A 25,962-nucleotide genomic window follows, 5' to 3' on the forward strand; every position below is an offset into this window, starting at 1 on the left:
CGGCTGCTGATCGTGGCGCCAGAAGTCGCGCCGGTCCTCGGGTGCTCCCGGGACCGGCGGGCGTGCGTGCGGGCCGGCCTGTGCCGGCGGTCGGGCGGTCGGGCGGTCGGCGAAGGACGCGGGAGGTGCCGTGCGGAGGGCGGCCCCGGGGCCGGGCTGCCCGTACGGCCTTCCCTACTCGTCGACGAGGGCGACCGCGCGGGCCCAACCGGCCCCGGCACCGGCCACCTTCACCGGGAAGCAGGCCACCTGGAAGCCGTGGGGCGCGGGCAGGTCCTCCAGGTGCGCGAGCCGCTCGATCTGGCAGTACTCCCGGTGGCGTCCGGCCACGTGGGCGGGCCAGAGCACGCTGCGGTCCCCGGTCCGCCGGTACTCGGCGATGATGGTGGCGAACGGCGCGTCCAGGCTGAACGCGTCGGTGCCGACCACCCGGACGCCCGCGTCGAGCAGGAAGGCGATGGCGCTGGCGTCCAGGCCGACGAAGTCGGAGAAGTACCGGCTCGTCCCGGACCACTCGGCCGCCCCGGTGTGCAGGAGCACGATGTCGGACGGCTGGAGCGTGTGACCGATCCGGCCGAGTTCCTTGCGCAGGTCGGCGGCGTCGACCACACCGGCCGCGCGGCCCCGGACGTCCAGGACCACTCCGGGCGCGAGGAACCACTCCAGCGGCATGGCGTCGATGTGCCGGGGCACGCCGGTGCCGTACGAGGTGCGGGAACCGTAGTGCGAGGGCGCGTCGACATGCGTACCGGTGTGGGTCGTCAGACTCAGCCGGTCCAGCGAGAGGAACTCGCCGTCGGGCAGTTCGTCGGGGTCGAACTCGATCCCGAAATGGCGCCGCATCTCGTCGCGCATGTGGAGCGCGCCTTCTCGCGGGGACATCACGTCGTGGACCACCGGGTCCGGCTCGAAGGAGCCGGAGTCCACCGGCGAGGACAGGTCAATGATGCGCACGGTCACCTCCTGGACGTCACGGCTCAGCCTCTCGGCCGCCGCTCGGAAGGCATTGGAAGACCACTCGACGCGGGGGCGGGCCGCCTCGAGCGGGAATCGACGCGCATGCGCGAGGGTCGGTGCCCGGGAACGTCCCGGACCATCGGGGACCGACAGCGTCCACCACACGGGGAGGCCGGCTCGTGAAGCACACCGACAGCGTGGAGATACAGCAGTTCTACGCCCGCCACATGCACCTGCTCGACGGGGGTGCCGCCGAGGCGTGGGCCCGGACCTTCACGCCCGACGCCACCTTCGCCGCACCCTCGATGACGGAGCCGGTGCGGGGGCGGGAGGACATCGCCGCGGGTGCCCGGGCGGCCGTCGGCCGGCGCGCCGCCGACGCCGAGGTCCACCGGCACTGCGTGACCATGACGACCGCCCAGGAGACCGGCGACGGCATCGAGGCCGTCTCGTACGTGCAGATCCTCGCCACCCGGCGGCACGGCGCCCCACGGCTGCTTCTGTCGTGCGTGATGCGGGACCGCCTGGTCCGGCAGGACGGCGAACTGCTCGTCGCGCAGCGGCGGATCAGCCGCGACGACCGGCCGCACGGCTGAACCGCGACCCCGGTTCGAGCCGCCCTCCGTAGCGTCCTCGGCATGACACCTCGGACAGTCATCATCACCGGTGGAGGCACCGGCATCGGCCGCGCGGCGGCCCACCGCTTCGCCGCGCAGGGAGACCGGGTCCTGGTCGTGGGCCGCACCGCGGCCGCGCTGGAGGCGGCGGCCGACGGCCACGACCGCATCCGCACCCTGGTGGCGGACGTCACCGAACCGGGTGCCGGCGAGAAGGTGGTCGAGGCGGCCCTGCGGGCGTACGGACGCCTCGACGTCCTCGTCAACAACGCCGGGACCGGCACGTTCGCCCCGCTCGCCAAGCTCGACCGGGACGCCACGCAGCAGCAGCTGGCCACCAACCTGGTCGGGCCCGCCTTCCTGGCGCAGGCGGCGCTGGACGCCCTGGAGGCGGCCGGCGGCACGATCGTCAACGTCAGCTCCGCGGGCTCCCTCGGCATCCAGGGGTTCCCCGACAACTCGGTCTACTGGGCCACGAAGGCGGCGCTGAACCACTTCACCCGCACCTGGGCGGTCGAGCTCGCGCCCCGCGGCATCCGGGTCGTGTCGGTGGCGCCGGGCGTGACGGACACCGGCATCGGGGAACGGGTCGGCATGTCCGCCGACGAGTACCGGGCGTTCCTGGACCGGCTGGCCGAGCGGATCCCCCTGGGGCGCGTGGCCACCCCCGAGGACGTGGCGTGGTGGATCACCACGCTGGCGGACCCGGCCGGCCGGTACATGACGGGGGCGGTCGTCCCGGTCGACGGCGGGCTGTCCCTGACCTGATCCCGGCCGCTCGCGCCTGCGGGCCGCACCGCTCGGGGCGGTGCGGCCCGCAGGCATGTGGCGTGCGGAGTCAGACTCCGTCGTGCTCGACCCGGCGGTGCCGGACCAGCCAGCGGTCGCCGTGCGGCACCAGTACGTCCTCGCAGACCGCGCTGAGGTGCAGGGTGGCCGGTCCCCCGGGCGGGGTGGCCAGGACCTGTGCGTAGCAGCGGGTGCGGACGGTGCCGCCGCTCCCCGGTTCCACGGTGAGCATGGAGAACACGTGCCGCCGTTGCTGCGGGGTGTCCGCGAGCCGTTCCAGGTTCCGCAGCACCGCCCCGGCGATCGCCGCCCGGCCCCGCAGCGGCTCGGCCCCGGTGTTCTGGGCGAAGACGCCGTCCTCGGTGAAGGTCTCCGCCCACGGCTCGGCCCGCTGCTCGTCGAGGAGCCGCATCTGCTCGGCGTAGAAGCGCTGCACGGAGACGTACACCTCGGCGGGGACCGGCTCCGGTGCGCCGAGGCTCCGGGCGTGGTCCGCGGCGTGCCGCAGCGTCGCCCGGCTGTTGCGGCCGAGCGCCTCGCGGATCAGGGCACGTGCCCCGTCCACGTCGCCGTCCGGGCCGAGGACGCCGGTGATGGCGTCCGGTGCGATGCGGACGGTGTGGCGGGAGGTGACCGTGCAGCCGTCCGCGTCCTCCTCGAAGATCCACTCCCCGGTGTGCGCGGCCATCAGCGCGGGCGTCCGGATCTGCTTGTAGACGATGCGGTCGCCGGGGAAGCAGATGCGGACGGAGCGGGTGGTGTGCGTGTCGCCGTCGGCGGTGAGCGTGTCCATCTCCAGGATCTGCTCGCCCGGGGTGTCCTCGGTGAGGACGACCCGCGAGACGTGCGGCAGGCGCTCCGTCCACCGGTCGGCCGCGCGGATGAACTCGTAGGCGTCCTTGGCGGATCCCTCGACGCGCTCGGTGTCGTCGAAGGTGAAGGTGAGCCGGGGGTCCGCGTCCTCGGCGGAGCTGCGCAGCGCCTCGAGTTCGGCCCGGGTGTTGGTGTCGACGGCCCGGCGGATCCACTCCACGTGGCCGGGGTCGTCGTCGACGGCGGTGAAGGTGTGGGTGAAGCGCACGCGGGTGCGCTCGGCGGTGAGCGGCTCCAGGTGCCAGGCGCCGCTCATGCTCCGTACCGGCGCCTGGGACCGTTCCTGGTGGAACGTCACCTGCAGTGCGGCGCGGTCCAGTTCGCGGCGCGAGGTCCAGTTCTTCACCTCGCCGTTGGCCGTCGCCCAGATCCGCAGCCGCTCCTCGCGCCCGTCGCCCTCCAGCCGTTCGACGTGGACGCTGGGCGGGAAGTGCACCGGCCAGCGGGCGGCGTCGGCGACGAGGTCGTACACCACCCCGGCGGGGGCCGCCACCTCGATCTCGTGAACTGTCTCGTGCCCGGTCTCGTCCGACATGGCTCTCCTCAGTAGTTGCCCAGTCCCCCGCAGACGTTGATCGCCTGCGCGGTCACGGGTGCGGCCGCGTCGGTCAGCAGATAGCCGACCATGCCCGCGACCTCCTCGGGTGTGGTGTAGCGGCCGAGCGGGATCTTGGCCTGGAACCGGCCGAGCACGTCCTCCTCGGTGGTCTGCCAGGCGGCGGCGTAGCCCTGCCGGACCCGCACCGCCATGGGGGTCTCCACATAGCCGGGGCACACCGCGTTGACGGTGATGCCCGTCTTGGCCAGCTCCAGGCCCAGGGCTTTGGTGAAGCCGACGACCCCGTGCTTGGACGCGGAGTAGGGGGCGCCCAGCACCACGCCCTGCTTGCCGCCGGTGGAGGCGATGTTCACGATGCGTCCCCAGCTCCTCGCCCGCATCCCGCCGGCCGACAGCACGGTCCGGGTGAACCGGAAGACGCTGTCCAGGTTGGTGGCCATCACGTCGTCCCACAGCTCGTCGGTGAGGGTGTGCGTCTCCCCGCCCCCGCTGCGCCCGGCGTTGTTGACCAGCACCTCGACGGGTCCGTAGCGGGCCACGGCGGCCGACACCAGCGCCCCGATGCCCGCGGCGTCACGGACGTCGCAGGCGGCGCCGTCCACCTCGTACCCCTCGCCGCGCAGTTCCTTGACGGTGAGGGCCACCCGGTCGGCGTCACGCGCGCACAGGTACACGCGGTGTCCGGCCGCGGCCAGCGAGCGGGTGACGGCGAGGCCGATGCCGCTGGTGGCGCCGGTGACGACGGCGGTCCTGCTCGGTTGTGCGGACATGGCGTGATCAGCCCCTTCGGGTGCAGAACTCGGTGATGGACTCGACGACGTAGTCGAGCATTTCGTTGGTGAGCCCGGGATAGACGCCGATCCAGAAGGTGTCCTCCGTGACGGTGTCGCAGTTGGTCAGCTCGCCCACGACCCGGTAGCGGACGTCCTCGTAGGCGGGGTGGCGGGTGATGTTCCCGCCGAAGAGCCTGCGGGTGCCGATCCTGCGTCCTTCGAGGAAGTCGACGAGCTCCCTGCGGGTGTAGCCCGCGTCGGGCAGGACGGTGAGGGCGAAGCCGAACCAGCTCGGGTCACTTCCCGGGGTGGCCCGCGGCAGCAGCAGGCCGGGCACCCGGGCCAGACCGTCGTGCAGCCGCCGCCAGTTGCGCCGGCGGGCCGCCACGAAGTCGTCGACCTTCTGCAGCTGGCTCAGCGCCAGGGCCCCCTGGAGGTCGGTCGCCTTCAGGTTGTAGCCGACGTGGGAGAAGATGTACTTGTGGTCGTAGCCGGCCGGGAGTGTGCCGAGCTGGTACGAGAACCGCTTCAGGCAGGTGTTGTCCGTGCCCGGCTCGCACCAGCAGTCCCGGCCCCAGTCGCGCATCGACTCCACGATCCGGGCCAGTTCCAGGCTCGACGTCAGGACGCAGCCGCCCTCCCCGGCGGTGATGTGGTGGGCGGGGTAGAAGCTCACCGTGGTCAGGTCGCCGAAGGTGCCGGTGAGCCGGCCCTGGTAGGTGGAGCCGACGGCGTCGCAGTTGTCCTCGATGAGGAACAGGTCGTGCCTGCGGGCGAGTTCGGCGACCTCGGCGACCGGGAACGGGTTGCCCAGCGCGTGCGCGATCATGATGAGCCGGGTCCGCGGGGAGATCGCCGCCTCGATCTGCTCCAGCGAGGCGTTGTACGTGCCGAGCTCCACGTCCACGAAGACGGGGGTCAGGCCGTTCTGGACGAGCGGGTTGATCGTGGTCGGGAATCCGGCGCCGACCGTGATGGCCTCGTCGCCGGGGCGCAGCCGCACGTCCTTCAGCTTGGGTGAGGTGAGGGCACCGACCGCGAGCAGGTTGGCCGACGACCCCGAGTTCACCATGTGGGCCTTGCGCAGCCGGAAGTAGCGCGCGAACTCGCTCTCGAACCTCCGGGTGCGCACGCCGGCGGCGATCCGCATCTCCAGCGCCGCCTCGACCAGGGCGAGCCGGTCCTCCTCGTCGAGGACCGCGCCCGAGGACAGGATGGGCGTGACCCCGGGCTCGAAGCCGGGCGACGCCTGTTCCTTGTGGTACTTGCGCGCCAGCTCCAGCATCAGCGCCTTGGTGTCCGCCACCTCTGCATCCCTCACCTTCGGTCGGCCGATCCGCTCGTGCCGTGCTGCGCCGGTACGGGCCCGGGGTGGCCGCGGTGCTCGGCGACCAGCCGTTCCAGCACCGGTACGACCTCGTTGGGGCTGGGCGCGGCGAGCAGCTCCTCCTGGAGCCGGCGCGCCCCGTCCGCGAACGACGGCTCGGTGATCAGCCGCTGGACGTGCTTGCGCAGGACGTCCGGGGACAGGTCCGCGCTCGGCACGCAGATGCCGGCGCCGATGTCCTCCAGGCCCCGGCCCATGACCTCGGTGTCCCAGCCGAAGGCCAGGATCAGCTGCGGCACCGCGTGCAGCTCCGCCGTCGCCTTGGTGCCCACGCCTCCGTGGTGCACGACCGCCGCACAGGTGGGCAGCAGGTCGTTCAGCGGCACGAAGTCGACCAGGCGGACGTTGTCCGGCAGGTGCCGCGCCGCCCGGCGGGTCTCCTCGTCGACCGTGGCCACGATCTCGGCGTCCAGGTCGGCCAGGCCGGCCAGCAGTCCGGTCAGGTCGACGCCGACGTCGGAGGCGGAGGAGCCGAGCGTCACGCAGACCCGGCTGCGCCCCGGGTCGGCGCGCAGCCAGTCCGGCACCACGGAGGGGCCGTTGTACGCCACGTGCCGCACCTGGACGCTGGGCAGTCCGAGGGCGAGCTGAGTGCTGGGCGGGGTGGTGTTGACCGTCCACTGTCCCGTGACCATGTCCTCGTCGAACCCGGTGTCGCAGCCGAGGCGCCGCAGGGTCCGCTCCAGCCACTCGGCCGTGGGGTCCTCGCGGTGCTCCGGCTCCTGCCCGGCGGCGAGCCGCAGGAACTCCTTGCGGGCGCGGACACCGATGTCGGGGCCGGAGACCAGCCGGCAGTGCGCGGCCCCGGTGACCCGTGCGGCGACGGCCCCGGCGAGGGTGAAGGTCTCCCAGACCACGAGGTCGGGCTGCCAGGAGCGGGCGAAGCCGACGAGGGCGTCGACCATGGTGTCGTTGTTCAGGGCCCCGTAGAGCGTGGGCACCATGATGTTCTCCAGGGCCAGCAACTCCTCCCACGTCCACGGGTGGTCGCCGCGGGCGGCGTAGTCGAAGCCCTGCACGTGCGCGGACGCCTCGTCGTGCAGTCTGCCGAGCAGACCGAGGTCCTCGATGTCGCCGAGCGACCACTCCACGGGCACGGCGGTCAGCCCGGTGCCCGTGATGACGTCGGTCAGCTCGGGCTGGCTGGCGATCCGCACCTCGTGGCCGGCGGTGCGCAGCGCCCAGGCCAGCGGCACCAGGGGGTAGTAGTGGGTGTGGTGGGCCAGTGACGTGAACAGGACCTTCATCGGAGCTCCTCCCCACCGAGCCGGGCCGGCAGCCTGACCAGGCGCCGGGTCAGGGGAGCCCGGCGCATCCGCACCGGTGCTCCGTCCGGCCGCAAGCTCGAGAAGCGCGCGGCCAAGGTCGCGAGGGCCTGCTCGGCCTGTGCCCGCGCGGCCGGGAGCAGCAGCCCGCAGGGGCCGCCGGGCGGCGGGGCTTCGTCCCGGTGGGACCCGCCGGCCCCGGCGGTGACGACGCCGACGGTGTCGCCGGTGGCGATCCGTACGCCGCCCGCCTCGACGGGCGCCAGCGCCACCAGCGGGTGGATCCGCCAGGGCGAGCGGTCGCGCAGGACCTCGTCGATCACGTCGGCCGCGTGCGCCGGTTCCGCGCCCAGCCGCGTCCACTGCGCGGGCCGCTCGAGCAGCACCTCCAGCGCGTTGCCCAGCAGGTCGGCCGCGGCACGCCCGCCGGCCACCGCGAGCACGAGGTCGGCCTCGGCCCGCTCACGCCCGGCCAGGACGTCCTTGAGTCCGCGCACCGCCGCCGCCGTGCGCCGGGTCACCGCGGACGTCTGCGGGCACAGCAGCGCGTCCACGGCCGGGGCGGTGCCGGCCAGGCCGGCGGCGAAGTCCGCGTGGCGTGTCCCGGGAACGGCCAGGAGCCCGGCGTAGACGGCCGCGGTCAGCGGCGTCACGAAGTCCTCGACCAGGTCGGCCGGTCCCGGGGCAAGCCGTGCCACGGCCTGTTCCGTCCTCTCCCGCAGCGTCCCGGCGTACGCCCGGACGGCCCCGGGTCCGCCGCGCCGTGCCAGGTCGCGCACCGGCCCGCCCGTGCGTTGCCGCTCCGGGTCCGGCAGCCAGGGCTCCGCCTGCGGGACGGCGGCGGCCACCGCCAGGTCCGGGTGGTCCAGCAGCAGCCGCGCCGTTGGGCGGTCGGTGACGACCCAGGCGTCGAGCCGGCTGCGCCACACCGCTCCGCGCCGCGCGATCGAGGCGAGCACCGTCCCCGTGTCGTTGTCGTCGGTCTCGAATCCCCGTACCAGCCGCGCGTACGGGTCTCCGGCCCCCGGCACGAACGGCTCGCCGTTGTGCGCGTAGAGCCACTGGGCCGCATGCACCAACTGCAGTTCGTGTTCCAGGGCGTTCGTCGCCGCTGTCACCCCGCCACCTCCGTCGTCCGATTACTCCGGCAAGGTACGGGGCCGTATTAGAAGAACACTCGAACGGCCTTTTCCCGCGTCCAGCGTTCCTCAAGCGGTGTTTGAACCCGGGGTCGTAGGTTGAGGGCCCACTCGACTCCCGCAAGGTGATGAGGATCCCTATGCCAGAGCACCGTCAGCAACGGGCGCTCCGAATGGGCGTGATCGGCACCGCGAACATCGCGATCCGCCGGATTCTGCCCGTTCTCGCCGCGCACGACCGCGTCGACCTCGTCGCGGTGGCCAGCCGGGACAAGGCCAGGGCGGAGCGGGTCGGAGCCGTCTTCGGCTGCCGGGGAGTGGGGGACTACGCCGCCCTCCTGGAGTCGGAGGACCTGGACGCGGTCTATATTCCGCTGCCGCCCGGCATGCATCACGAGTGGGCCCTGCGGGCATTGCGTTCGGGAAAGCACGTGCTGGTCGAGAAACCGATGTCGGACGCCTATGAGAAAACGCTCGAACTGATCTCGACCGCGTCGGAACTCGGCCTCGTCCTGGCCGAGAACTTCATGTTCCTCCATCATTCCCAGCACGCGGCGGTGGCCGCCATGCTCGACGGCGCGGTGGGAGAACTGCGGCAGTTCTCGGGTACCTTCGCCGTGCCGCCGCTGGCCCCGGACTCGTTCCGGTACCAGGCCGGTCTGGGGGGCGGCGCGCTCCTGGACGTGGGGGTGTACCCGCTGCGGGCGGCGCAGCTGTACCTGGCCGGCGAGCTGGAGGTGCTCGGCGCCTGTCTGCGCGTGGACGAGGCGACCGGGGTCGACGTGGCGGGCAGTGTCCTGCTGAGCGACGCCCGGGGTGTGACGGCCCAGCTGGACTTCGGCTTCGAGCACTCCTACCGGTCGACCTACGCGCTCTGGGGCCGGCGGGGGCGGGTCAGCGTGCGGCGGGCCTTCACCCCGCCGGAACAGCTGAAGCCGGTGGTCAGGATCGAGCAGCAGGACGTGGTGACGGAACGGTCGCTGCCCGAGGACAACCAGGTCTTCAACGCCATGGACGCCTTCGTCCGCGCGGCGCTCGGGGAGGGCCCCGCCACCGGTGACACCTCGGCGACGCTGCGCCAGGCCCTGCTCGTCGACCGCGTCCGCCGCACGGCGAGGCTCGTCGGCTCCGGGGCCCGCGGACACGAGCTGCTGGGCGAGACTCCGGGAGTCCGCTGAGCGCGCCGTCCCGTTGCCTTGGGCGGTGCTGCCCCGCCGGAGCGTGTTCCGGCGGGGCGTCGGCGTGCGCGGGACCGGCCCTGCCGGCCGGTGGCCGGCCGGCAGAACCGCCGGGTCACCGGTCCAGGACCCGGCGCAGCACGTCGGTGAGGGTGCCCGCGGCGTCGGCCGGGGACTCGTCCGTGCGCCAGGCGACGATGCCGTCGGGACGGACCAGGCTGGCCCCCGCCTTGCCGATGTCGTAGCGGTCGGCCACCGTTTCCCCGGGGTCCGTCAGGTCGGCCCCCAGCCGGAACGCCCGTACGGGAACGCCCAGTCCGGCGGCGGCCGTCCCGGCGGCGTCGGCCCATTCCTCGCCCAGCTCGCCCGCCAGCAGCGTCCAGCCGTCGCCGAACAGGTCCACGGTGGAGACTCGCTCGCCGGCCCGGTCCACCTCGACGTGCGGCCCGCGGAAGCCGGGCCGGCCGCTCGGCTCCAGCGGGTTCTCCACGCGCGCCGGGTCGTCGTCGGTGGCCAGGACCGCGGCGGACCGGTAACGGAAGCCGAGCAGCGTCTCGGGATAGCCCACCGACTTGTCCCACACGTCCGCCATGTGCGGCGCCATCCGCTGTGCGTAGATGGCCAGCGCCTCGGCCACCACCAGCTCCGCCGCGACCTTGCGTTCGTCCTCGTAGGTGTCGAGGAGGCCGGGGCCGGCCTCGCCGTTCAGCACGGCCGCCAGCTTCCAGGCCAGGTCGAAGCCGTCGGCCACGGCCGCGTTGCCGCTCATGCCGCCGGTCGGCGGCGTCACCTTCGCCGCGTCGCCGACGAGGAACACCCGCCCGTCGCGCCACCGTTCGGCGATCCGGGCGGCCATCTCCCAGCTCTGGATGTCGATGAGCGCGGGCCGCAGGTCGGGGGCGTCCAGGGCGAGGCGGATGTAGTCGGTGCAGCGCTCCGGCGTGAAGTCCTCGGGACGCTCGCCCTTCTCGGGGTCGTACTCGACGAACAGGGTGTGCCGGTCGGGGCGGTCCGTCGGCCCGAAGGTGCCGGTGAACTGCGGGTGGTGCAGGTAGTACCAGCCGGTGGTGCCGGGCTCCATGATGCCGCTGAGGTCGGCGTCGAAGATGACCCCGACCATGCGGGTGAGCGTGCCGTGTCCGTAGCGTCCAATGCCGAGCGCTTCCCGGACCACGCTGCGGTTGCCGTCCGCGCCCACGAGGTACCGGGCGCGCAGGTCGTACTCCCCATCGGGGCCGCTGAGGCGGGCGGTGACCCCGCCCCCGTCCTGGCGGAAGGACAGCAGCCGGGTGTCGAAGCGGACGGCGCCGCCGTGCCGCTCCGCCTGGGCCAGGAGGATCGGCTCCAGTTTGTCCTGGGACAGCATCGCCCAGCCGGCGGGCGTGCAGGGCGCCGTGGCGGCCACCATGTCGTCGAAGCTCTCCGAGACGGTCCTGAGCACCTCGCCCCGCACGCTCTGGGCGAGCCGGATGACGAAGTCGCCCTGCCTGCCGCGGATGTCGTCGGCGCGGGTCACCTCCTCGGCGACGCCCCCGATCCGCAGCAGCTCCATGGTGCGCGGGTTCTGCCCCGCGGCCCGGGGGTAGGGCGACAGGCCGGCCCTGCGCTCCACGACGAGCACGCCGACACCCTGCCTGGCGAGGAACATCGCCGTCGACAGGCCGCCGAGGCCCGCTCCCACCACCAGGACGTCCACCTCGCGGTCGCTCATGCCACTCCTTTCCCGATTCCTTGTGATGTCCGCCGTCCGCGGGTGTGCCTCATGTGCGCACGCCGGCGAACAGGCCACGGCCCGAGGGCGCTTCGGCCAGGTAGTCGACCGTGAACCCGGCCTCCCGGAACGCCCGCTCGTACTCGGCGCGGCTGAACAGCGAGATGACGTGGGTGTCGACGAAGTGACGAGCGCCGGCCCCGGGTTCGGCGACGACGAAGTGCACGTCCATGTGCGAGGCGCTGCCCCTGCGCGCCGAGTGCGAGACGCGGGAGACCGTCACGCCGTCGACGGTGACGACGTCGGCCGACACGTGGCCGTCCCGGAACGTCTCGTAGAACCACCAGGGGTCCACCACGGCCACCCCGCCGGGTTCGAGGTGCCGGGCGAACATACGCAGGGCCTGCGTCAGTTCGGCGGTCGACGCCATGTAGCCGATGGAGCCGAACATGCAGGTCACCACGTCGAAGGTGGCTCCCAGGTCGAACGCGCGCATGTCGCCCGGGTGGATCGTCACCGCGGGCAGCCCGGCACGGGCCGCCGCCGCCATCGGCTCCGACAGCTCCAGTCCCTCGACGTGGTCGAAGAGCTCCGCCAGGTGGCGCAGATGGCCCCCCGTCCCGCAGGCGACGTCGAGCAGCCGGCCGGCGCCCGGGCAGCGTTCGCGGGCGGCCGCGGCGACCGACTCGGCCTCGGCGCGGTAGTCCTTGCCCCGCGCCCGGTGCACCAGGTCGTAGACCTGCGCGAGGTTCCCTCCGTACGTCGTCCGCTCCGTCTCCCGCGCGGCCGTCACGGTCGCTGCCCCGATCCGGTGTGCTCGAGCACGGCCTCGGCCACCGGCCCGTGCACCGACGACGGCAGGCCGTGTCCCATGCCGGGGATCTGCACCAGCCGCGCGGCCGGAAAGAGCCCGGCGAGGTGCTTGCCGTGCGGCGGCGGTGCGATGGGGTCGTTCTCGGCCTGGATCACCAGGGCCGGCGCGGTCACCCGGCGCAGCCCCGCGGCCCTGTCGGGCGGCGGCAGGGTGAGGGAGTAGTGGGCGTGCGGCTCGGTGAGGGCGCCGCCGGCGTGGTCGATGGCCCGTTCCTCCCAGCGCGCGTACTCCGCGTCGTCGAACGGCACGCCGGTCCCGGACAGCAGCCGCCACTTGCGTACGCGCTTGGCGACCTCCGCCTCGCGTCCCTCGGCGGGCTCGGCCATGAGGGCCAGCGCCTCCATGAACTCCGGACGTGGACCGGGCAGTCCGTCGGGCGTGGGCTCGCCGCGCATCGTCAGCTCGATGTTGGCGTCGAAGTCGATGTCGAGCCCGCCGCCGAGCATCATGGTCAGACTGCTCACGCGCTCGGGGTGGTTCAGCGCGAGGACCTGGACGATGGTGGCGCCCATGGACAGGCCGACGACGTGGGCGCGTTCCACACCCCAGCCGTCGAGGACGGCGACCGCGTCCGCGGCCAGTTCGTCGAATCCGTAGGGGTGTTCCGCGAAGTCGCGGGTGGTGGACCGGCCGGTGTCGCGGTGGTCGTAGCGGATGACGTGCCGGCCGCCGTCGGCGAGCCGGCGGGCGAACTCGTCGGGCCAGCCGAAGGCGGACAGGTTGCCGCCCATGACGAGCAGCAGGGCCGGGTCGGCGGGGTCGCCGAAGTCGTCGCTCCACAGCTCGACGTCCCCGCTGGGCACGGTGCGTACGGACATGGGCGGCTACTCCTTGGCTGAGGCCGGTGTGGCGGCGGCGACGAACTCGAGGATCGAGAAGTCGAACGGGAGGGTCTTCGAGCGGCTGGTGTGCCGGGCGGCCTCGGTGAGGCCGACGGAGGCCACGAGCCGCACCACCTCGTCGCGGGTGCGGACCCTTCCGCCCATGAACGTCAGCATCCGCAGGTCGAGAAGGGTGCTGAAGAAGCGGTCGGCTCCGTCCCCGGCGCTGTCGGCGCGGTCCAGGACGAGGAGTCGGCCACCGGGTTCCAGGGCCTGGACGCAGCCTCGCAGGATGGCCAGGGCATCCTCGTCGGACCAGTTCAGCAGGACGAACGACAGGACGACGACGTCGGCGGTGACGGGCAGCGGCTTGAAGAAGTCGCCCTCCACGACCGTGAGCCGGTCGCCGAGGCCGGCGTCCGCGAAGCGCCGCCGGGCCTGCTCGGCGGGGCCGGCCAGCTCCACCAGCGTGCCCCGTACGCCGGGGGCCTCCCGCGCGACGGCCGCGAGCAGGGCGCCGTTGCCGCCGCCGACGTCCAGGACGTGCCGGACGCCGGACCAGTCGTACGCGGCGGCCGGTCCCTCGTAGGCCAGGTCCTCGTCGCAGGACATCAGCGCGTCGAAGGAGTCGGCCAGCGCCCGGTCCGCGGAGAGGTCCTCCCAGAACGGCCTGCCGTACCGGTCCGGGTAGGCGGGGCGGCCGGTGCGCACCACGTCGAGGAGTCCCGTGAAGGCGAGGTCGGCGCGGGCGACGGTGCCGTCGAGGTCCAGCCAGGCGCGCTGCTGGGCCGGGTGGTCGTCGGCGAGGAGCAGTCCGAGGCGGGTGGGGCGCAACGGCCCGCCCTCCTCGCCGCCCTCCAGGACGCCCACGACGACCAGGTGGCGGACGAGGCGGGCGAGGGCCGGGGGGTGGGTGCCGGTGCGGGCGGCCAGTCCGGCGATGTCGTGGACCCCGTCGCGGAGGTGGTCGACGAGGCGGAGCGTGGCCGCCACCCGGACGGCCATGGGGGTCAGGAGGTTGCCGAGCTGCTTGAGCAGGACGTCGAGGTCGGCGTCGGTGGGGGTGTCGGAGGCGGTGTTCCCGTGGGGCTGCGCGGGTGAGGATGCGCTCACCATGTTCCTTCCTTGGGCGATGGGCTGCCGGAACGCCTCGGTCAGGGGCGCCAGCCCTCCTCCTTGGGCCAGGGCTCGCCGAGCTGGCGGTAGGTCCCGAGGTAGTCGGGCCAGTCGCGGTGGTCGCGGATCTTGCCGTCGACGATCCGGATGAGGTGGATCTGCTCGCCGGAGAAGGGGCGGCCGGTGGCGGGCATCCCCACGAGTTCGCCGACCTGGCGGCCGTAGAGGGCGAGTTTGGCCCGGACCCAGCTGCCGTTCTCCTCGTAGCCGATCTCCTCGAGGCGGGCGTCCTCGGAGAAGGTGAGTTTCAACCACTTCACGGCGAGTGCGAAGGCTTCGGGGCCGCGCAGTTCCGGCATGTGTTCCAGGGCGCCGGGGTTCAGGTACTCGTCGTGGATGAATTCCGCGACGTCGTCCGTGTTTCCGGTGTTGTAGGAATTCACCATACGGCGAACAATGTCGATCCGGTCGCTCACGATCGGCTCCTCCCGCTGGTTCGGCGATAGCCTCATCCTTGCTTCCGGATCTGTTCCGGAACAATGCGCTGCCAGGGCCTCTCGACCCAAGGGCAAGCCAGGTTCGAGCAGCCGACGAGTATCGTCCGACCCATTTTTCAGAGTCACTGGACAGGGTTGTCCGGTCGGGCCATCGCAATCCGGAGGACTCATGGACGAAACGAAGTACAAGGCGACGGTCGCCGAGGCGTTCAATGACGCGGCGGCCACCTATGACCAATTGGGTGTCGAGTTCTTCACGCCGATGGGCCGGCGGCTCGTGGAACGGGCCGATCCGCAGCGCGGGCAGCGGGTCCTCGACGTGGGCTGCGGGCGGGGAGCCGCGCTGTTCGTGGCGGCGGAGCGGGTCGGCCCGTCCGGTCACGTGCTCGGGATCGACATCGCGCCGGCCATGGTGGAGGCGGCGCGGCAGCGGGCCGAGGCGCTCGGTACCGGCCATGTCGAGGTCCGGGTCATGGACGGCGAGCGCCCCGGCCTCGAGCCGGCCTCCTTCGACGTGGTGACCGGAAGCTACAGCCTGATCTTCCTGCCGGACGCACCGGCCGCGCTGCCCCGCTACGCGCGCCTGCTGCGGCCGGGCGGACGGATCGCGTTCACCAGCCCGGTGTTCCTGGAGGGCACGTTCCCCTTCCTGCCCCCGGTGTTCACCGAGCTGATCCCGCAGCGGCTGCTGCGCAACCTGCCCGTCGAGTGGCGTCCCGAGGCGCTCAAGCGCCGGTTCAACAGCTGGCTCTCGGACACGGGGGACCTGACCCGCACGATGATCCGTGCCGGCTTCGAGGACGTCGAGATCGCCGACGAGCACGTCGGTCTCGTCGCGCCGGACGGCACGACCTGGGTGGACTGGTCGCACACGCAGGGCATGCGGCTGCTGTGGCAGCACCTTCCGGCCTACGAGAGCGAGCAGCTGCGCAAGCGGCTGATCACCGAGCTGGACCGGCTGCGCGGTGACGGACCGCTGCGGCTGCCGACGCCGGTGCGGTACGTGGTGGCCTCGGTCGCGGCCTGAGTCCCGCCGGTTCCGCGGCCGGCGGAAGAGGCAGGCCCGGGCCGGCGCGGTCTGCGACCGCTCCGGCCCGGGCCGTTGTCACCTTCCGTGCGGCGTCACGCCGCGTCAGTACACGCGGGCCGCGCCCGAGGAGGACATGCGGACGATGTCCCCGGTGGGCCGGCGCAGGCCGCCCTGGGCATCGATGGGCTCCGCGTTGAGGATGGACCGGTGCAGGTCCTGGGCCAGCGGGCCGGGGTCCAGCCCGAGGTGGTTGACCAGGTTGACCCGCAGCCGCTGGAAGACCTCCAGCGCCTGCGCCCGCCGCCCGTTGAGGTAGAGGGCCCTCATGTACTGGGCGTGCAGGCCCTCGTGGTACGGGTTGTCGGCGGTCAGTGCCGCCAGCTCGGTGAGCACCTCGCGGTACATGCCGAGCCTCAGCTGGGTGTCGACGAGGTACTCGAGGACCACCAGCCGGGACTCCTCGAACTGCTGGCGCCGCCCTTCGAGGATGCGCCCGGCGACCACGTCGACGAGGGCCGGGCCCCGCCAGAGCTGAAGGGCGTCGGAGAGGGTGGACAGGGCGGTTTCGTCGTCGCCGGAGGACAGCGCCCTGCGCCCGTCGGCGACGAGTTGGTGGAACCGGTGGACGTCCAGGTCCCCCCGGCCGGTCCGGAAGAGGTACCCACCGGACCGGGTGACGAGCATGTCGGCCGCGACCTGACGGGCGGTCAACCCCGTGGCGGTCGCGAGCAGTTTGCGCAGGTTGAGGATGTAGGTCTGCAGCGTGGTCAGGCAGCTGACCGGAGGATCCTCGTCCCACAGTTCGCGTATCAGCGACGAAACGGGCACCACCTGATCGGCGTGCACGAGGAGGGTCGCCAGTACGCTTCTCATCTTCGGTGCGCTCGGAGTGTGCAAGTCACCTTCGACCTGCACGGAAAGCGGGCCTAAAACACCCAGCTTCACGATGTTTCCCCCATGGTTGCAGACAGCCAGTGGTCTACCGTGCCTCAACTATGCAAACGTAGCAGGCGCTTCACAGGTTCCCGCTGGGATACGGAGGAGGACCTGGATTCCGGATCACGGAACGCGCCGGATGCAACGGCGGATGCGGGCCGTCGACAAGTTTCCTTCCCGTCCGACGATGAAGACCATGTTCTCTCAGGCCGCGGACAGCCGCGTGTTGACGGCGGCCACGAACGCGGCCGGCGTCTTCACGTCGGCGAGGTCCTCCTCGGGGATCTCCACGCCGTATTCGCGTGAAACGCGCGCGGTGGTCTCCAGCAGGGCCAGCGAGTCGTAACCGAGCGCCGAGAATTCGGTTTCGGCCACTTCTGCCGCCCCGCCGGCCACTTCCTCCTCCCCCGCGCACTCGCGCAGGATGGAGAAAAGCCTTTCCATCGTCAGTTCCGTCGCCATCGTGCTGCCTTCCTTGTGGTCGTTCACTCCTCGTTCCGTTCACCGTCGGTCACCGATACCGATCGATCATGTACAACTTCGGTCGACCACGGCCACGAAGTGCACTCTATGCAGCTTCGGAAGCGGAAGACTCGAGAACCGATCGAGCGGAGCCGCCAGGAATGCACCACAACGCCCCACGACCTCGGATCGCGGTCAATATCCGCCAGACGATTATTGTCCCCGGAGCCCCTCCCGCCTACTGTCACCAAAGAATGCCCAGACCAAGGAGGAACCGTGAAAGGAATTGTCCTGGCGGGCGGCTACGGCAGCCGATTGCATCCGATCACCCTGGCGGTGTCGAAGCAATTGCTTCCCGTCAACGACAAACCGTTGATCTACTACCCGCTGTCGGCGCTGATGCTGGCCGACGTCCGGGACATCCTGATCATCGCGCTGCCCGGCGACATCCCTCAACTGCAACGACTCCTGGGAGACGGCAGCCAGCTGGGGATCTCGCTCACGTACGCGGAGCAGCCCGTCCCCAACGGGCTGGCGCAAGCCTTCATCACGGGAGCCGACCATATCGGCGATGATTCGGTGGCCCTCGTCCTCGGCGACAACATCTTTCACGGAAACGGTTTCTACGATCTCCTCGCGGAGCACACCCGGAACGTCGACGGCTGCGTCCTCTTCGGATATCCGGTCAACGACCCCGAGCGATACGGAGTCGGCGAAGTGGACGAATCGGGGCGTCTTGTATCTCTGGCCGAAAAGCCCGAAAAGCCGCGTTCGAATCTGGCCATCACGGGTCTCTATCTGTATGACAACGACGTGGTCGAAATCGCCCGTCGGATACGTCCGTCAGCGCGCGGGGAACTGGAGATCACCGACGTCAACCAGGTCTATCTCGAAGCCGGCAGGGCGAAACTCGTCACCTTCGGCCGCGGATTCGCCTGGCTGGATGCCGGCACCCCGCAGTCGCTGCTCCAGGCCGGCCAGTACGTGCAGACCCTGGAGGACCGCCAGGGGGTGCGGATCGCCTGCCTGGAAGAGGTCGCCCTGCGGATGGGCTTCATCGACGCCGACGCCTGCCACCGGCTCGGGGCGAAGCTCTCGCGCTCCGGGTACGGCGAGTACGTGATGGCCGTCGCCGGCGAGATGGGTGCCTGACCCGGGTGCGCGGCGGGGGCCGGCGGGTGCTGCTCGCCGGCCCCCGCCGCGCTCCCGGCGTCCTCCGTCTCACTCCTCGTTCAGGAGGGCGAGCTGCTCGTCGGTGAGGGCGATGCCGGCCGCCGCCATGTTGGCCCTCAGGTGGGACATCGAGGCGGTGCCGGGAATGGGCAGCAGCACCGGGGAGCGGTGCAGCAGCCAGGCGAGTGCCACCTGCGTGGTCGTGGCCCCCACCTCGGCGGCGACCCGGGCCAGGGCGCTGTCCGGCGCCGGCCGCACCGTCCCGGCCAGCGGCTTCCAGGCGATGAACGCGATCCCCTGCTGCGCGCAGTGGTCCAGCACCTTCTCGTGGCGCCGGTCGTAGAGGCTGTACTTGTTCTGCACGCTCACCACCGGGACGATCTCCCGGGCCCGCTCGAGCTGGTCCACCGTGACCTCGGAGAGGCCGATGTGCCGGACCTTCCCCTCCTCCTGGAGCTGCTTGAGCGCACCGACCTGGTCCTCCAGCGGAACCTGGGGGTCGACGCGGTGCAGCTGGAAGAGCTCGACGCACTCCAGCCGCAGCCGGCGCAGGCTCAGCTCCGCCTGCTGGCGCAGGTAATCGGGCCTGCCGAGGGCCCGCCACTGGTGCGGGCCGGGCCTGACCTCGCCGGCCTTGGTCGAGACGACCAGCCCCGGTGCGTAGGGGTGCAGCGCGGAGGCGAGCAGCTCCTCGTTGGCACCGAGGCCGTAGACGTCCGCGGTGTCGATGAACGTCACGCCGAGCTCGACCGCGCGCCGTGCGACCTCCATGGCCTTGTCCGGCCGGGCCGGCGGGCCCCAGTGGTGGGGCCCGGTGAGCCGCAGCGCGCCGAAGCCCAGCCGGCCGACGGTGAGGTCCTCTCCCAGGGTGACGTGTGTGCCGACGGATCGGGCGGAGTCCACGGTGGCGCGTTTCCTTCCGGATTCGGGGTCAGGGGAGCCGGACGGAGAGCGGGTGGCGGAAGACACCGCGGGGGTCCCACTCCGCCTTGACCTGCTGCAGACGGCGGTAGCCCGCCTTGTAGTAGAGGGTGTGCCAGGGCACGCCGGAGGTGTTCCAGCGCGGGTCGGCCAGATCGGTGTCGGGGTAGTTGATGTAGCAGCCGTCGTGGTCGGCGTTCGGCACGGGGACGCCGCCGGTGTCGGCGAAGACGTCCCGGTAGAGTTCGCGGATCCAGCGCAGGTGCAACTCGTCCAGCTCCGGGTCCATCCAGGTGACGGAGAACCACGCCTTGAGGATGGAGTCGCGCTGCGGCAGGGCGGTGGCGTCGGCCGCCACGGTGTTGACCTTCCCCCCGTACGAGTAGAGGTCCACGGCGCCCCAGCCGTCGAAAGCGGCGTCGGTCAGGTGCTTGTGGACGACCGCGATGCGCTCGGGTGTCCACGTCCGCCGGAGGTAGGCACTCTTCGACTTGTGCCGGTCGTATCCGCCGGTGTCGAATCGGGCACCGAGGGTGGCCTGGAGCCAGAGGTCGTCCTGGTGCTCGACCGCCGGTTCCAGTCCGGTCCCCTCGTTGACCGCCGCGACGTACCGCTCGATCAGCTCGGCCGCGTCGGGGCGACCGCCGTCGAACCGGGCCTCCAGGGACACGGCGCCGATCGCGTGGGTGTTCAGGTGCAGCGTGCTGTAGAGACTGGCGTAGCGGGGGTCGGAGCCGTTCTCCTCGTACCAGCGGCTGAAGTTGGTGACCAGCCGGGTGAAGCGCGCGAGGTTCAGGTCGGCCCACGGCCAGGTCACATAGGTGCTGCGCAGACGGGTCGGCGGCTTGGGCAGCAGGGCCGACGGGTCGCCCCCCTCGGCTCCGGGGGTGCGGAAGAGGTAGCGGGTGACGATGCCGAAGTTGCCTCCGCCTCCCCCGGTGTGCGCCCACCACAGCTCGCGGTTGGGGTCGTCGGGTTCGCGGGTGGCCGTCACCACGCGGGCGTTGCCGCCGGCCTTCACGACGACGACCTCGACGCCGTACAGGTGGTCGACCACGGTCCCGTCCCGGCGGGTCAGCGGCCCGTACCCACCGCCGGCGACGTGCCCGCCGGCGCCGACCTGCGGACAGACACCGGCCGGCAGGGTGACCCCCCAGTCGTGGAACAGGGTGCGGTAGACCTCGCCCAGGGTGGCCGCGGGCTGCACCGCGAACGCCCGGTGCCGCTCGTCGTAGTACACGGCGCGCATCGGAGAGGTGTCGATCAGCGCGCGGACGTCGCGGTGGTCGACGAAGTTCTCGAAGCAGTGGCCTCCGCTGCGCACCGCGAGCTGCCGGCCCGCCTTCACGGTCTCCGTGACCACGTCCGCCGTCTGCTCGGCCGAGTGCACCACGTGCACCCGGTCGGGCGTGGCCGCGAAGCGGGCGTTGAAGCCCCGGTGCACCAGCTCCTGGTACCGCGGATCGCCGCCGGCGACGGTCGTGACCCCCGGCTGGGGAACGCACGACGTGCCCTTCTTCCCGGCCGGCGCGGCCGAAGCCGCGCCCCCCGTCGTGGCCACCGCGGCTCCCGCGGTGGTGGCGGCCAGGAACCCCCGGCGACTGAATCGGCCCACGACACAACACCCAACCCTTCGACGATGAGAACGAGTGGGTGGGACGGCACGTCGGCCCGTCCCCCCACGGCACGGCTCTTTGCTGTCCGCGCCACGGTTCCGGCCGGTCGGGCCGTCGACCGTGGCGCGTTCCCCCGAGCACCGCCGTCGCCGCCTCCCTCATCGGAGGCGTCGGGCAGCCGTCATCCGTGTGCCGCGCTCCGTGGTTCGAGCACGACGACGGGGATCTTCCGGCTGGTCTTCTTCTGGTAGCTCTTGTACTGCGGGAAGATCTCGGTCATCGCCTGCCACAGGCGCGCCCGTTCCTCCCCTTCGGCCTCTCTGGCGACCGCGTCGAACGTCTCCGCGGCCACCTGCACCCTGGCCCGTGGCTCCGCCAGCAGGTTCAGGTACCAGTGGGGGTGGTGGTCGGACCCGGCGTTGGATCCGACGACGACGTAGTTCCCGTCGTCCTCCCCGTAGATCAGCCCGGTCCGCCGCAGGGCCCCGGACCTGCGGCCCCGGGTGGTCAGCAGCAGCGTGGGCTTGCCGTACCAGATGTGTCCGTTCGCGCCCGCGCTGGACACGTACCGCCGCACGTGGGTCGCGACCCAGCCGGTCGGGCTGTCGAGCACGTCGTCCTGTTCGTCCATGCACTGCCTCCGTCCGCCGGAGCGACACCGTACCACCCGATACTCCAATTTGAGTATCGATCACCGATTCCCCCGACTGGCGGAAGAGAAAGGGGAGTTGGACGCCGGGCGGTGAGGCGGTGGCTCCGCCGTCCGCTGCCCTGACGGACGCGTACGAGCATGCGCGACGGCCCCACCCCGCGCAACGCGCTCCGAGCCGTTCTCGAGGTCTTCTCGAGCGCGCCGTCGGTCGCGTCCGCCCGGCAGGCGGCGATGCCGTGCCTGGTGGAGGGCGGCGGCCCGCGTGCCCGTCGCCGCGGTGGGGCCGGGTGACGTTCGGAGCCGCGGCACCGGCGCGCGGGGTGCGCGCCGGTGGCGGGTCTCAGTCCTCGTGGCCCAGTTGGAGGTCGCGTTCCGTGCGTCCGCCGCCGGCGACCTGGAGCACCGTGGCGACGGGCGGGTAACCGGCGGCGATGACGGTGTACTCGCCGGACGACAGGTCGACGAACCGGAAGGTGCCGTCGGGCCCGGTGGTCAGCGTGTCCACGACGTTGCCGGCCGCGTCGAGCAGCGTCACGCGCGCGTCCTCCACGACCCGCCCGCCGCCGGCCCGTACGGTGCCGCGCAGCACGGCGCCCCCGGCCAGCTCGACGTCCTGGCGGGTCTCCCGGGCGGCCTGGACGCTGACGGGCAGGGCTGCCGGACGGAAGGCGGGCGCGCTGGCGGCGAGGGTGTACTCGCCGGCCACCAGCTCGGTGATGACGTAGCCGCCCTCGCGGCCGCTGCGGGTGGTGGCCACGACCTCGCCGTGGACGTTGGTGAGGGTGACGGTCGCGTCCCGTACGGGGCTGCCGTCGGCGGTGAGCACGCTGCCGGCGAGGCGCCCGGCGCCGCCGAGCACCACGTCCAGTTCCACCGGACGTTCGCCGACGGTGACGGACACCGCCTGCGGCTGGTGGCCGCCGGCCGCGGCGATCAGGACGTAGGACCCAGAGCCGGGCGTGGCCAGCGCGTACCGCCCGTCGTCGCCGCTGGCGCCGCGGCCGATCTGCTGCCCGGCGACGTCGATGAGGGTGAGCGCCGCACGGGGCACGACGGTGCCGTCGGGGTGCTGCACCGTGCCGCAGACCGGGATGCCGGCGGCGTACGGCGAACGGCCGTGCGGGACCGCGGCGGTGGGGCGCGCGGTCCCCGTCTCGGTGGCGGGGGCGCTGGGGGACGCTGCACTGTTCAACAGGGGGATCTCCTTGAGGAAGAAGGCGATGAGCAGGCCGAGGACGAGTACCGGCACCAGGTAGAGGAAGATCCGCGGCATGGCGTCGGCGTACGCCCCGATGTAGGCGTCGCGCAGCGCCGGGGGCAGGGTGTGGACGAGTTCTGGGGTGATGGACTCCGCGTCGGGCAGCCCGGTGCCCGCCTCGGCGGGCAGGCGGTCGGCCAGTGCGTCGGTGAGCCGGTCGGCGAAGAGCGTGCCGAAGATGGCCGCGCCGACGCTCCCGCCGATCTGGCGGAAGTAGTTGTTGGCGCTGGTGGCCGTGCCGAGGTCGGAGGGACGCACCGAGTTCTGCACGGCGAGGATCAGGACGGGCATCACCATGCCGATGCCGGCGCCGAGGACGGCCATCCAGATGCTGTAGTGCAGCCGGGGCGTGTCGGCGTCGAGCCGGGACAGGAGCCACATGCCGACGACGGAGAGGATCCCGCCGAGGATCGGGTGGATCCGGTAGCGGCCGGTACGGCTGATGAGCTGCCCGGAGACGATCGAGGCGCCGACGATGCCGCCCATCATCGGCAGCATCAGCAGGCCGGACTCGGTGGCGGAGGCGCCGTCGACCATCTGCAGGAAGGTCGGCAGATAGCTGGCGGCGCCGAACAGGGCGACGCCGACGACGAGACCGACCAGACCGGTGATGTTGAAGACGGAGTCGCGGAACAGCCTGAGCGGGATCAGGGGCTCGGGCGCGAAGTGCTCGGCGACGAGGAAGAGCACGGTGGACACCGCGGCCCCGGCGCCGAGGCCGAGGATCGTCGTCGAGCCCCAGGCGTACTCGGTGCCGCCCCAGCTGGTCAGCAGCACCAGGCAGGTGGAGGCCGCGGCGAGCAGCAGCGCGCCGAGGATGTCCAGCCGGGGCTTGGCCTGCGGCTTGGGCAGCTTCAGGACGAGGGCGACGACGGCCATGGTGAGCAGCCCGAAGGGCACGTTGATGTAGAAGCACCAGCGCCAGGAGAGGTGGTCGGTGAAATACCCGCCGAGCAGCGGGCCGGCCACCGATGCCAGGCCGAACGCGGCGCCGATCAGGCCCATGAACCGGCCCCGGTCCCGGGGCGGCACGATGTCCGCGATGATCGCCTGCACGCCGATCATCAGTCCGCCCGCGCCCACGCCCTGTACGGCGCGGAAGGCGATCAGCTGGTCCATCGTCTGCGCCCGGCCGGCGAGCGCGGAGCCGACGACGAAGACCAGGATCGCGAACTGGAAGACGCCCTTGCGGCCGAAGAGGTCACCGAGCTTGCCGTAGATCGGGAGTCCGACCGTGGAGGTGAGCAGATAGGCGGTGATCGCCCACGACATCTTCTCCAGGCCGTGCAGCTCGCCGACGATCTTCGGCAGCGCCGTGGCGACGATCATCTGCTCGAGCGCGGCGAGCAGCAGCGCCAGCATCAGCCCGAAGAAGACCAGCCGCACCCGTCGTGGGCCGAGCCCCGCGTCCCGCTCCGGCTCGGGCAGGGGAACGCTGGGGGGTGCGGCGACCGGTTCGTCCTGCACCAGAGTGATCCCGCCCACGTACCGCTCCCCTCGTCGCACTGCCGCATTTCCCGCATTAAGCGACAACTGCGAAGAACTACGACGAGTTACGCCACAAGGCGCATACGTGAGCAGATCACTCGAACCGGTGAGGGCCTCAACAGCCCTCGGAGAGCGGGCTCTTGACTACTTCTCCACCTCGGCGGCGAGCCTGGCGAGCATCGCGTCGTAGATCCGGGCGAGACCCTTGGGTGCGAACGTCTTCTCGAAGAAGCCGCCGATGCCGCCCGCGCCCTGCCAGGTGGTGGTGACGACGACACGGGACCTGCCCTCACCGGCCGGGGTGACCCGCCAGGTGGTGACCATGGAGGAGTTGCGGTCCTTCTCGACCAGTTCGCCGTCGGTCGGCTCGCTCACCTCCAGCAGGCAGTCGCGGACGCGCTTGCTGGTGGCCTGGAGCTTCCAGTGCACGAGGGTGCCCTCGCCGTCGCCGCCCTCGCGGACCTCGTACTCGCTGAACTGCTCGGGCAGCAGTCGCGCGCGCGTGCCGCTGTAGTCGGCGAGGGTGTCGAACACCGTCTCCGCGTCCGCCGTGACGATCCGCTCCGTCGTGGCCTCGACCTGCGCCATCGGGGTTCCTCCAGGGCCTGGTTCCTCGGGGTCGGAGCAAGCCAACCACCCCGCCGCCCGGCCACCAAATCGGGGGGCGCGAAGCGGATCGACGCAGCGGCCGACGGCCGGCGAAGCGGCAGGTCCGCACGATCAAGGGAACAAGTGTTCTATTGTGGGCCCAGCACTACCGAGGAGGCGTCATGCGCTGGGAGAACCTCACCGACTCCGGTCACGGCCGGGCGGCCGACGCCGCCCTGTTCGGCGCGGACGCGGTGACCACCCGCACCTTCGACATGCCGGAGTTCCGCGGCATCACCTTCCACGAGGTGCGGGCCCGCTCGATCCTCAACCGGGTGCCGGGAGCCTCCCGCATGCCGTTCGAATGGACGGTCAACCCCTACCGGGGATGCACGCACGCGTGCGTGTACTGCTTCGCGAGGAAGACGCACAGCTACCTCGACCTCGACACCGGCCTCGGCTTCGACAGCCAGATCGTCGTCAAGGTGAACGCGCCGGAGCTGCTGCGCCGCCAGCTCGCGTCGCGCCGCTGGCAGGGCGAGCACGTGGCGATGGGCACCAACGTCGACTGCTACCAGCGCGCCGAGGGACGCTACCGGCTGATGCCGGGCATCATCGCGGCGCTGAGCGACCGGGCGAACCCCTTCTCGATCCTCACCAAGGGCACGCTGATCCTGCGTGACCTGGACCTGCTGACGCGGGCCGCGCGGGTGACGGACGTGGGCATCTCCGTCTCGGTCGGCTTCACCGACGCCGACCTGTGGCGCACCGTCGAACCGGGCACGCCGGCACCGGAACGCCGGCTGGAGGTCGTACGGACGCTCGGCGAGCACGGCATCGGCTGCGGTGTGCTGATGGCGCCGGTGATCCCGTTCCTGGGCGACCAGCCGGCCCAACTGCGCGCGACCGTAAGGGCGATCGCGGCCTCCGGGGCCACGTCGGTCACGCCGCTGGTGCTGCATCTGCGGCCCGGCGCCCGGGAGTGGTTCATGGCATGGCTCGCCGCCCACCACCCGCACCTGGTCCGCCGCTACGAACGGCTCTACGCGGAGGGCGCCTACGCCCCGAAGTGGTATCAGCGCCGGATCACGCGCCAGGTGCACGACCTGGCCCGGGAGTACGGCATCGGCCCCGCCCGCGCGGGAATGCCGCGCCGGATCGGGGAGCCGGAGCCGGCCGAACCCGTGGCGCCGGAGCCGACGCAACTCTCCCTCCTCTGAGTGCATTCGAGGGCATCTGGCGACGCAACCGGGTCAACTCTGGACAGAATACGTTCTTTCCG

General features: G+C 71.9%; 24 protein-coding genes. 6 read left to right on the plus strand and 18 right to left on the minus strand.

Translation table 11 applies throughout. The annotated features are described in order from the left end of the window. Positions 1 to 174 precede the first annotated feature (174 nt). Positions 175 to 954, minus strand: coding sequence for a cyclase family protein (locus IE260_RS01455; protein ID WP_189868557.1), 780 nt, complete (start codon positions 952 to 954; stop codon positions 175 to 177). 182 nt (positions 955 to 1,136) lie between these two features. Between IE260_RS01455 and IE260_RS01460 the strand changes: the two genes are divergently transcribed. Both IE260_RS01460 and IE260_RS01465 read left to right on the plus strand, forming a co-directional pair. After that, positions 1,137 to 1,553: a nuclear transport factor 2 family protein gene (locus IE260_RS01460; RefSeq protein WP_268254910.1), complete on the plus strand. Its 417-nt coding sequence runs from the start codon at positions 1,137 to 1,139 to the stop codon at positions 1,551 to 1,553. Between the two features lie 42 nt (positions 1,554 to 1,595). Beyond that, a complete protein-coding gene (locus tag IE260_RS01465) occupies positions 1,596 to 2,342 on the plus strand; it encodes an SDR family NAD(P)-dependent oxidoreductase (protein ID WP_189868558.1) in 747 nt (248 codons plus the stop codon). 70 nt (positions 2,343 to 2,412) lie between these two features. On the opposite strand, the gene IE260_RS01470 is transcribed toward IE260_RS01465, so the two are convergent. The 5 genes from IE260_RS01470 to IE260_RS01490 are packed head-to-tail and all read right to left on the minus strand — an operon-like array spanning position 2,413 to position 8,338. Further along, positions 2,413 to 3,771 (minus strand): SRPBCC family protein, encoded by a 1,359-nt coding sequence (locus IE260_RS01470; RefSeq protein WP_189868559.1) that lies wholly within the window; start codon positions 3,769 to 3,771, stop codon positions 2,413 to 2,415. Positions 3,772 to 3,779: 8 nt separating this feature from the next. Further along, positions 3,780 to 4,565 carry an SDR family NAD(P)-dependent oxidoreductase gene (locus IE260_RS01475; protein WP_189868560.1) on the minus strand — a complete coding sequence of 262 codons (786 nt, stop codon included), beginning with the start codon at positions 4,563 to 4,565 and terminating at the stop codon, positions 3,780 to 3,782. Between the two features lie 7 nt (positions 4,566 to 4,572). Beyond that, the gene (rfbH, locus tag IE260_RS01480; RefSeq protein ID WP_189868561.1) at positions 4,573 to 5,874 is read right to left on the minus strand and encodes a lipopolysaccharide biosynthesis protein RfbH; all 1,302 of its coding nucleotides are present in this window, start codon (positions 5,872 to 5,874) and stop codon (positions 4,573 to 4,575) included. A gap of 11 nt (positions 5,875 to 5,885) precedes the next feature. Beyond that, positions 5,886 to 7,202, minus strand: a complete 1,317-nt coding sequence (locus tag IE260_RS01485; protein ID WP_189868562.1) for an activator-dependent family glycosyltransferase — start codon at positions 7,200 to 7,202, stop codon at positions 5,886 to 5,888. After that, positions 7,199 to 8,338: a cytochrome P450 family protein gene (locus IE260_RS01490; protein WP_189868563.1), complete on the minus strand. Its 1,140-nt coding sequence runs from the start codon at positions 8,336 to 8,338 to the stop codon at positions 7,199 to 7,201. The genes IE260_RS01485 and IE260_RS01490 overlap by 4 nt, the downstream gene beginning before the upstream one ends. Positions 8,339 to 8,532: 194 nt before the next feature. Here IE260_RS01490 and IE260_RS01495 point away from each other — a divergent pair, with 194 nt between their 5' ends. Beyond that, positions 8,533 to 9,537 carry a Gfo/Idh/MocA family protein gene (locus tag IE260_RS01495; protein ID WP_189868698.1) on the plus strand — a complete coding sequence of 335 codons (1,005 nt, stop codon included), beginning with the start codon at positions 8,533 to 8,535 and terminating at the stop codon, positions 9,535 to 9,537. 115 nt (positions 9,538 to 9,652) lie between these two features. On the opposite strand, the gene rdmE is transcribed toward IE260_RS01495, so the two are convergent. The 5 genes from rdmE to IE260_RS01520 are packed head-to-tail and all read right to left on the minus strand — an operon-like array spanning position 9,653 to position 14,571. After that, positions 9,653 to 11,248 carry an aklavinone 12-hydroxylase RdmE gene (rdmE, locus tag IE260_RS42520; protein WP_189868564.1) on the minus strand — a complete coding sequence of 532 codons (1,596 nt, stop codon included), beginning with the start codon at positions 11,246 to 11,248 and terminating at the stop codon, positions 9,653 to 9,655. A 49-nt stretch (positions 11,249 to 11,297) separates the two neighbouring features. Next, positions 11,298 to 12,041, minus strand: coding sequence for a class I SAM-dependent methyltransferase (locus IE260_RS01505; RefSeq protein ID WP_189868565.1), 744 nt, complete (start codon positions 12,039 to 12,041; stop codon positions 11,298 to 11,300). Next, positions 12,038 to 12,940: an anthracycline biosynthesis tailoring methylesterase RdmC gene (gene rdmC / locus IE260_RS01510; protein WP_189868566.1), complete on the minus strand. Its 903-nt coding sequence runs from the start codon at positions 12,938 to 12,940 to the stop codon at positions 12,038 to 12,040. The genes IE260_RS01505 and rdmC overlap by 4 nt, the downstream gene beginning before the upstream one ends. Before the next feature lie 6 nt (positions 12,941 to 12,946). Beyond that, the gene (locus tag IE260_RS01515) at positions 12,947 to 14,059 is read right to left on the minus strand and encodes a methyltransferase (protein WP_189868567.1); all 1,113 of its coding nucleotides are present in this window, start codon (positions 14,057 to 14,059) and stop codon (positions 12,947 to 12,949) included. A 38-nt stretch (positions 14,060 to 14,097) separates the two neighbouring features. Beyond that, a complete protein-coding gene (locus IE260_RS01520; RefSeq protein ID WP_268254911.1) occupies positions 14,098 to 14,571 on the minus strand; it encodes an ester cyclase in 474 nt (157 codons plus the stop codon). A gap of 154 nt (positions 14,572 to 14,725) precedes the next feature. On the opposite strand from IE260_RS01520, the gene IE260_RS01525 reads away from it, so the two are divergent. Beyond that, the gene (locus tag IE260_RS01525) at positions 14,726 to 15,583 is read left to right on the plus strand and encodes a class I SAM-dependent methyltransferase (protein ID WP_189868569.1); all 858 of its coding nucleotides are present in this window, start codon (positions 14,726 to 14,728) and stop codon (positions 15,581 to 15,583) included. A gap of 105 nt (positions 15,584 to 15,688) precedes the next feature. Here the strand turns inward: IE260_RS01525 and IE260_RS01530 are convergent, their stop codons facing one another. Together IE260_RS01530 and IE260_RS01535 are read right to left on the minus strand one after the other, a co-directional pair. Continuing rightward, positions 15,689 to 16,459 (minus strand): AfsR/SARP family transcriptional regulator, encoded by a 771-nt coding sequence (locus tag IE260_RS01530; protein WP_189868570.1) that lies wholly within the window; start codon positions 16,457 to 16,459, stop codon positions 15,689 to 15,691. A gap of 267 nt (positions 16,460 to 16,726) precedes the next feature. Further along, positions 16,727 to 17,011 carry an acyl carrier protein gene (locus tag IE260_RS01535; RefSeq protein ID WP_229880318.1) on the minus strand — a complete coding sequence of 95 codons (285 nt, stop codon included), beginning with the start codon at positions 17,009 to 17,011 and terminating at the stop codon, positions 16,727 to 16,729. A gap of 249 nt (positions 17,012 to 17,260) precedes the next feature. On the opposite strand from IE260_RS01535, the gene rfbA reads away from it, so the two are divergent. Next, a complete protein-coding gene (rfbA, locus tag IE260_RS01540) occupies positions 17,261 to 18,136 on the plus strand; it encodes a glucose-1-phosphate thymidylyltransferase RfbA (protein ID WP_189868571.1) in 876 nt (291 codons plus the stop codon). Between the two features lie 69 nt (positions 18,137 to 18,205). On the opposite strand, the gene IE260_RS01545 is transcribed toward rfbA, so the two are convergent. The 5 genes from IE260_RS01545 to IE260_RS01565 all read right to left on the minus strand — a co-directional run bounded on the left by IE260_RS01545 (position 18,206) and on the right by IE260_RS01565 (position 24,680). Continuing rightward, positions 18,206 to 19,060 (minus strand): aldo/keto reductase, encoded by an 855-nt coding sequence (locus IE260_RS01545; RefSeq protein WP_189868572.1) that lies wholly within the window; start codon positions 19,058 to 19,060, stop codon positions 18,206 to 18,208. A gap of 28 nt (positions 19,061 to 19,088) precedes the next feature. Beyond that, complete coding sequence (locus IE260_RS01550) at positions 19,089 to 20,693, minus strand: FAD-binding oxidoreductase (protein ID WP_189868573.1); 1,605 nt, start codon at positions 20,691 to 20,693, stop codon at positions 19,089 to 19,091. A gap of 182 nt (positions 20,694 to 20,875) precedes the next feature. Further along, on the minus strand, positions 20,876 to 21,325 hold the full coding sequence (locus IE260_RS01555) for a nitroreductase family deazaflavin-dependent oxidoreductase (protein WP_189868574.1): 450 nt from the start codon (positions 21,323 to 21,325) through the stop codon (positions 20,876 to 20,878). 361 nt (positions 21,326 to 21,686) lie between these two features. Beyond that, the gene (locus tag IE260_RS01560) at positions 21,687 to 24,089 is read right to left on the minus strand and encodes an MFS transporter (protein ID WP_189868575.1); all 2,403 of its coding nucleotides are present in this window, start codon (positions 24,087 to 24,089) and stop codon (positions 21,687 to 21,689) included. Between the two features lie 147 nt (positions 24,090 to 24,236). After that, positions 24,237 to 24,680 (minus strand): SRPBCC family protein, encoded by a 444-nt coding sequence (locus tag IE260_RS01565; RefSeq protein ID WP_189868576.1) that lies wholly within the window; start codon positions 24,678 to 24,680, stop codon positions 24,237 to 24,239. Between the two features lie 182 nt (positions 24,681 to 24,862). On the opposite strand from IE260_RS01565, the gene IE260_RS01570 reads away from it, so the two are divergent. Next, positions 24,863 to 25,900 carry an Rv2578c family radical SAM protein gene (locus tag IE260_RS01570; protein ID WP_189868577.1) on the plus strand — a complete coding sequence of 346 codons (1,038 nt, stop codon included), beginning with the start codon at positions 24,863 to 24,865 and terminating at the stop codon, positions 25,898 to 25,900. The last annotated feature ends 62 nt before the right edge of the window (positions 25,901 to 25,962 follow it).

Origin of the sequence: Streptomyces viridiviolaceus, from assembly GCF_014650995.1 — a bacterium.
Lineage (GTDB): Bacteria > Actinomycetota > Actinomycetes > Streptomycetales > Streptomycetaceae > Streptomyces > Streptomyces viridiviolaceus.